5 protein-coding genes and 2 pseudogenes are annotated in these 6,755 nt (G+C 66.5%); 3 read left to right on the top strand and 4 right to left on the bottom strand.

From position 1 onward, the window contains the following. The first annotated feature begins 20 nt into the window (after positions 1–20). Positions 21–1,252, top strand: a protein-coding gene (locus MLGJGCBP_RS32050) for an IS3 family transposase (RefSeq protein ID WP_085990379.1) whose coding sequence is annotated in 2 segments (ribosomal slippage) — positions 21–342 and positions 342–1,252 — 1,233 coding nt in all. Because the reading frame shifts where the segments join, the coding sequence is not laid out codon by codon here. Positions 1,253–1,584: 332 nt separating this feature from the next. On the opposite strand, the gene MLGJGCBP_RS32045 is transcribed toward MLGJGCBP_RS32050, so the two are convergent. Further along, positions 1,585–1,884: a hypothetical protein gene (locus tag MLGJGCBP_RS32045; protein ID WP_012686941.1), complete on the bottom strand. Its 300-nt coding sequence runs from the start codon at positions 1,882–1,884 to the stop codon at positions 1,585–1,587. A 1,257-nt stretch (positions 1,885–3,141) separates the two neighbouring features. Between MLGJGCBP_RS32045 and MLGJGCBP_RS32040 the strand changes: the two genes are divergently transcribed. Both MLGJGCBP_RS32040 and MLGJGCBP_RS32035 read left to right on the top strand, forming a co-directional pair. Further along, positions 3,142–3,405: an ANTAR domain-containing protein gene (locus tag MLGJGCBP_RS32040; RefSeq protein ID WP_007297966.1), complete on the top strand. Its 264-nt coding sequence runs from the start codon at positions 3,142–3,144 to the stop codon at positions 3,403–3,405. Between the two features lie 370 nt (positions 3,406–3,775). Next, positions 3,776–4,046, top strand: a pseudogene (locus MLGJGCBP_RS32035) (transposase); the annotation flags it as partial. 82 nt (positions 4,047–4,128) lie between these two features. Here the strand turns inward: MLGJGCBP_RS32035 and MLGJGCBP_RS53840 are convergent. From MLGJGCBP_RS53840 to MLGJGCBP_RS32020, 3 genes and pseudogenes are all read right to left on the bottom strand, one after another. Further along, positions 4,129–4,392 (bottom strand): adenylate/guanylate cyclase domain-containing protein, encoded by a 264-nt coding sequence (locus MLGJGCBP_RS53840; RefSeq protein WP_231869137.1) that lies wholly within the window; start codon positions 4,390–4,392, stop codon positions 4,129–4,131. Positions 4,393–4,765: 373 nt separating this feature from the next. Further along, positions 4,766–5,061, bottom strand: a pseudogene (locus MLGJGCBP_RS32025) (PaaI family thioesterase); the annotation flags it as partial. 25 nt (positions 5,062–5,086) lie between these two features. Further along, positions 5,087–6,685, bottom strand: a complete 1,599-nt coding sequence (locus MLGJGCBP_RS32020; protein WP_007297962.1) for an MFS transporter — start codon at positions 6,683–6,685, stop codon at positions 5,087–5,089. Positions 6,686–6,755 lie beyond the last annotated feature (70 nt).

Raw genomic sequence — 6,755 nt, 5'->3', positions numbered from 1 at the left:
CAGAGGAAGAGATGTCACTGATGGCGATGAAGGCGTACTCGGCGGAGTTCAAGGCCGATGCCGTCGCGCTGTACCTGTCCGATCCGAGCCACACCTTCGATGGCATCGGCAACGACCTGGGAGTCAGCCGCGAGACCCTACGGAATTGGGTGCGGGCGGAGCGCAAACGCACCGGTACCTCCACGGACGAGCTCCGGGCCAGTGGGGTGGCGCGGCCGACATCGCGGGCAGGCGCGGTATCGTCCGAGTCCGTGTTAGAGGAAGAGAATAGGCAGCTCAAGGCCCAGATCCGGAAGCTCGAAACCGAGCGGGAGATCTTGCGGAGGGCGGCGAAGTATTTCGCGGGCGAGACGAATTGGTGAGCCGCTTCCGATTCGTTGATGACCACTGCGACACCGTTCCGGTGAAGTGGCTGTGCCAAATCCTGGAGGTATCCCGCTCGGGTTTCTACCGGTGGCGGTCCTCGGCGCCGGCCCGGGCGGAACGCGTCCGCGCCGATCAGGAGCTGGCCGAGCGGATCCGTGCCATCCACTCCGACTCCGACGGCACCTACGGTGCCCCGCGGGTGACCGCGGAGCTGCGCGAGGCCGGGATCGAGGTCAATCACAAGCGGGTCGAGCGTGTGATGCGCGAGCACGGGATCGTCGGTGTGCATCTGCGCAAACCGGTCCGCACCACGATTCCCGCCCCGGACGCGGCCCCGGTGCCGGATCTGATCCGGCGGGATTTCACCGCGAGCGCACCGAACACCCGATACGTCGGCGACATCACCTATTTGCCGGTCGGTGATGGTGAGTTTTTGTATCTGGCGACGGTGTTGGACCTGGGTTCGCGACGGTTGGCGGGGTGGTCGATCGCCGACCACATGCGTACCGAGTTGGTCACCGATGCACTGCGGGCGGCGGCGGCCTGTCGCGGCGCCGCCGGTCTCGATGGGTCAATTTTCCACTCCGACAACGGGGCTCAGTATGCGTCGGCCGAGTTCGCCGACCTGTGTCGCGAGCTGGGCGTGACGACATCGCGGGGTGCGGTCGGGACGTCGGCGGACAACGCGGCGGCCGAGTCGCTGAACGCGACGCTGAAGCGGGAGACGTTACAGAGTCGGAAGCGCTGGAACAGCGCGGGCGAGGCACGTGCTGCTGTCTTCCGCTGGATCACGCGCTACAACACCAGAAGGAGGCACTCCACTCTCGGCCAGATCTGTCCGGTCGAGTTCGAGCGGCGATCGGCTACGCTGGCCACCGCCGCATAGGAACTGGTGTCCACACCTCGGGGGGAACGCCCGGTATCCACCTTCCGGGGATGATCCACGATGCTGTCGGCGTGTATACCCTGCCTTCGGACGGCACGAGAGTTGATGCTTGCCCATCGGATTGTCGCTGAGCGGTGGGTGAGGCGTAGACAATGTGGAGTAGATGTGCGGGTCCGGATCGGACCCGAGGTCTGAGATCGCCGTTTCGGCGATCAACAGCTCCGCGAGCGGGACGTTCCGAGAACGCTGGTCCTCAGGGCGGTCACTGTGCGATGCTCCGCAGGTACGCCGCGCTTGCCATCACATCCGAGACTGGATCCTCGGCTTCTGATTCACCCGTCACGATGGTGCCCCATTCTAGCATGAACCACCCGGCCGAAAACCCTGGTCCCCTGGTGCTCGACGTCAGCGTCGCCGAGCGGGGGTACGCGCCCTGGGCGGCGGCGTAGGCCGCGCGGGTGTCGGTGATGTCGGGTACGGGTCGTGGTCAGCGCGTCGTGCAGCAGCACGCGGGTGAACCCGCCGACCGCCTTCAGGTCGTAGGAGGTGAGGGTGCCCGCCAACCGTCGGGGGTCTGCCGGAAGGTACCCGCCCGGGCTGATCTCGGTCGATTCGAGCCCGGGGTTTCGCATCTCGGACGGAACGTGCTCGGTCGGCGGCGGGTGGCCTGAGCCCGGACCGCACCCACGCCCCCGAAACCGGCTCTGCTTCAATATGAATCATCGCCATCGCCAACCCTCGTCCATTCTGACTGGTCAGTGCTGTTGTAGGTGGCCCGGACTCACGACAGGCGGGGGTGCGCCGTCGACCATGGTCGACAGCGCAGTCGTGGAAATCTCTGGACATCAATGGCATTCGCGCGCATCGCCCCATTTCCGGCAAGGAAAGGGACCCTTCGGTCAGGATGTGCCGTCCGGTGACCCGTCGCGGCGACAGCGCCAACCGACACATTCTTGCCCAGAACCTCTTCCACTCTCCTCCGCGACAACACGCACGTTCAATCGGCGACCGTCGATGACGTGACAGCTCAGCCGCTTCTCTCGGAACGCCTGGATGCAGAACAATATGCACCGTACTCAGACGGTAACTGAACGGTATTGGGGTTAAACGAGGGTTAAACGGTTCTGCTGGTGGCCGCGGGTGACCGTGGTTTCGCCCCTCGGCGGTTCCACACCCCTCTGCTCGTTCTTGGCCGCGTGGTGCCAGACCGCGCGGCCGGTCGGTATTATGCCTTGAACTGCAGTTTCGACATCGAGTGGATACATCGGAGTGTTCGACAGTTCACATGCACGCAACTCAGTCTCAAGACGATTTCGTTACCGTAAGTGGTGCCAACGTGAGGGATCGGCTCAGCTAGAACTCAGCCACCGCTACGGAGCGCGCGATGGAACACCTTGTGGTCCTGTCCTTGATCGGCCTTCCGGTCGCCCTCTTCGGCCCGTATCTCACCTGGGGGGTGGTCCTGGCCTATGAAACGCGCTGGCTCGAGCGCCAGCGGCTACCCGCCCCGACCCACCACCAGCGACGACTACCGGCCCCGACCAAGGGCCACCCAGATCACTCGCCGATGCTCCCAGAGTTCGGTGTCGGCACCTCGGCGCCGGACCTGAGACCGGGGCACACCGAAACCGGTCGTCGACGCCCCGGTGTCGGCACCCCCGGCCGCGGCACCGGCGTCCCGGTGCAGGTGTCCGGCGCTGGTACACGGAGCTTGCCCGCCTCGGCATACCGAAGACGCGGGCGCGGGCCCTGCGGGTCGCTCCCTCGCTCCTCACAAGCGGAGCACTCAGGGCGCCGCGGAAGCCACGCAGCGACTCCCCACACCGCGCACTCGTGTCCCTCTACCGGCGTGGCCGCAGCAAACCACAGCATCAACAGAGGCGTGGGAGATGACCGAAGTACCCGATACCGGTGACACCCCGGCGCTGGAGCCCGCAGATGCCACGGACAAGCGTCGGATGGATGGCCGGCAACTATTGTCGACCGCGAAAGGCATTGTGATCGCGTTACGCGGCTGCAGCGACACCGCCGCATTCGACGAGTTGCTGCGCATGGCCCACCGTCACCACCTCAGCGTGCTCAACGCACGCGCACTCGTAGACCTCGCCGTCGGCGACAAGGGTCACACCAAACACACTCGTTGCGCGCAGTGACGCTCCCGGCAGTGGTCCTCTCTGCGCCCGAAACGCCCAATCGCCTCCCGGGGGGGACAATCAAGGACATGAAATGCAGCTCACCCCGCGACGCGGATAACGACAAACTCGCGATCTCACCGACACCGCCTTGTGCGCTCAACCATCGCGATGTTGTTGACGCAGATCGAATTTGCGGATCTTGCCGGTGGCGGTCACTTGGCCAGCGCGGTGACTATCTCGATCCGTTTGGGTACTCAACGCCGCTACATACACGGAGGGATGGCTCGTGGGTACACCACGGTGTCCCGGTCGTCGACAACCATCTCCACCCGGGTGGGATCGGTGGCGAGGTCATCCCATGCCACAACGTTGCGCTCCGCCACCCCTGGTGCCGCGGGATTCGGGCCGCATCAGCGGCAACCACCGACGACCACGGCGCTACGATCGCCGACTGTTGCGGGTGTTCTACCTGTCCGCCCAGCTCAGCGTGAGATCCAGTGCCCGAGTCCAAGACCTATTACGACCGCAAACGCGCGGAAGGGAAACGGCACACCCAAGCAGTACTTGCTCTGGCCAGGCGGAGATCGAACGTTCTGTGGGCGATGTTGCGAGACGGGGCCGCCTATCGATCTGTGTCCACCGTCGAGACGGCTGCCTGACGCGGAATCTCCACGGGCCCCGTAGGTCAGAGGTGCCGTTAGCGTGTCGGCGTTCCCGGTTTAACCGAATCACGGTTAGTGCTCACAGGGGGTGCTGCTTTCCCAGGTTTGTGTCGGCAGGGTTCGTCCTTTGAGGGAGAGTTCGCCGTGTGGTGTCCATTATTCGCGTTCGTGTTCGCTGGCAGCTCTGATGACGGTGTCGGCGGCGAGGATCCATCCCGGCGTGTGTTTGGCGAGGGTCTGTGAGGCGTGATGCCTCGTTGACCGCGTCGCCGATGACGGTGTATTCCAGGCGCTGGTCGGTGCCGAGGTTTCCGGCGACGACGGCGCCGGTAGCGAGTCCGATCCCGATGTCGAGTTCCCCACGTCGGCGAGGACGCGGTCGCGGATCTGCCGTGCGGCGTCTCCCTCGAATTTGTTGACCAGCCCGTGGTGGCTCTCGGTTGCCGCGATCACTGCCGCGAGGAGACGGTTGAGCTTGTCGACGAATACTTGCGGCGAGAGCTGGTGGGCGAGTTCCGTCGAGTTGGTTACGTGCAACAGCACCGGAACTGGCCGGCCGGCATCGGCGGCTTCTGCGGGATCAGGGCGGGAGGGCAGCACACTCGTCGGCCCGCTCCGTGCTGCTGCCCGCGGTGCGGACGGGCACTGGTGTGACACATTGCCATGCATCTTCTTTCAGTCGTGTCAGCGGTCCAGCGCGTGCTGGACCGCGCCGGGGCGGTGATGCGAAAAGGCCGGTGCAGCGGGACGGGGCGAGGTAGTCGACGGTGAGGCTGCGGGTCACCGCCGGGGTGAGGGCGATCCAGAGGGTGAAGCCGAACAGGTCGTCGCAGGCGGCGGCCACCGCCCCACCGTGCGCGAGGCCGGGCGCACCGATGTGGCGTTCGTCGAACGTCACATCGGTGTAGACCTCGTCGCCGGAGCGGAACACCTCCAGTTGCAGGCCGGCGGGATTGTCCGGCCCGCACCCCATGCAGGTCGGCGAGTGCGGCGGTAGCGGTAGCTGGGTCACGGGCGTCCCTTCTCGGCGGTGCTGGCTAACGGCGGGCGGCGCGGGATCGACTGCGCTGGGCCGGTTCGGCCGGGTTCCCCGATGCGGCCGGGTTCCCCGATGCGCCCGTGTCCGGGGTGCGGGGAGCGCGGCCGGGCGCCCAGAACAGCAGGATCGCGGCACCCGCCGACGCGATGACTGCGAGGACGATCGCGGACTGCTCGGTGCCGTGCAGAAACGCGGACTTGGCGAAGTCGGCGAGTTGGTCGCCGACCGGTCCGGCCCGGTCGGCGACCTCGAGGGCACCGGCGAGTGAGTCGGTGACCGGGCCCCGCGCCTCCGGAGGGAGCCGCTCGATCGCCGGGGCGATGTTGTGGCTGTACCCGGCGGCCAGGACACTGCCGGCGACCGCGATGCCGATCGCCGCACCGATCTCGCGGGTGGCGTCGTTGACCGCCGCGGCGACCCCGTGTTTTTCGACCGGGGTGTCCGCAACGATGGCCGCCGTCGCCGGTGCCGCGGTCAGGCCCAGACCCGCGCTCATCAGCAGCGTCGGCCACAGCACGTCGACGTAGGTGGAGTGCAGATCCAGCCGGCTGATGACGTAGAACCCCCCAGCGATGGCGAGCAGACCGGTCACCGTCATCAACCGCAACCCCAGCCGGGCCGCCATCCACGGTGCGATCGCCGACAGGAGCACCAACGGCACCATCATCGGCGCCAACGCCAGCGCCGAACCCAGCGGGCTGTATCCGAAGATCAACTGCAGGTATTGGACGAGGACCAGGAAGACGCCGAACGTCACCAGGAACTGGATCGTGATGGAGAACGATCCGCTCCCGAAGCCCCGACGGGCGAAGAACCGCACATCGAGCAGCGGATGATCCGCCCGCAACTCCCACACCACGAACACCGCCGTGGCCACCACACCCAGCCCGAATCCGGCGACCACCGCGGGATCCGACCAGCCAAGTGCCGGCACCTCGATGATGGCCAGCACCACCAGTCCGATCGCGAACACCACCGCGACCGATCCGATCACATCCATCAGCGGCGGATTCTCCTGGCGGGATTCGGGAATGGTGAAGGCACACAACAGCAGAAACACCCCCACCCCGGTCAGGCCGACGAAGATCGACTGCCACGACCAGAAGTCGAGCAGCAGCCCCGACCCCAGAATCCCCAGCAGACCCCCGGACCCGGCGACCCCCGCCCAGATCCCGACCGCCCGCCCCCGCTGCTGCTCGGGGAAGCCCGCGGTCAGGATCGACAGCGTGGACGGCATCACGAACGCCGCCCCCACCCCGGCCGCGGCCCGCGCCGCGATCAACCACCACGGGGTCGATACCAGCAGTGGCACCGCCGAGGCCAGCGAAAACAGCGCCAACCCCACGATCAGCACCGCCCGCCGGCCGTAACGGTCACCCAGCGCCCCGGCCGGCAACACCAGACACGCCAACGCCAACGTGTACCCATCGACCACCCAGGTGAGCTGGGTTTGCGTCGCCCCGGTGGCCACCGCAATGTCCGGCAGCGCGGTGTACAGGGCCGCCATCGACGCGACCACCAGGGCCACCGACAGGCACGAGACCACCAACGTCCACTTCTGCGCCCGCGACAGCAGCACCCGATCACCGGCAGCCATACACCCACCTCCACATAACGATACGGTTGGTATCGGTTCGCTACTATGCGTAGCACAATGTGGGGTGAGG

It is taken from the genome of Rhodococcus sp. T7, assembly GCF_009872365.1.
Taxonomy (GTDB): Bacteria; Actinomycetota; Actinomycetes; order Mycobacteriales; family Mycobacteriaceae; genus Rhodococcus_F.
Note: the sequence above shows the minus strand (reverse complement) of the source record. Positions and strands in the feature narration are given on the sequence as shown.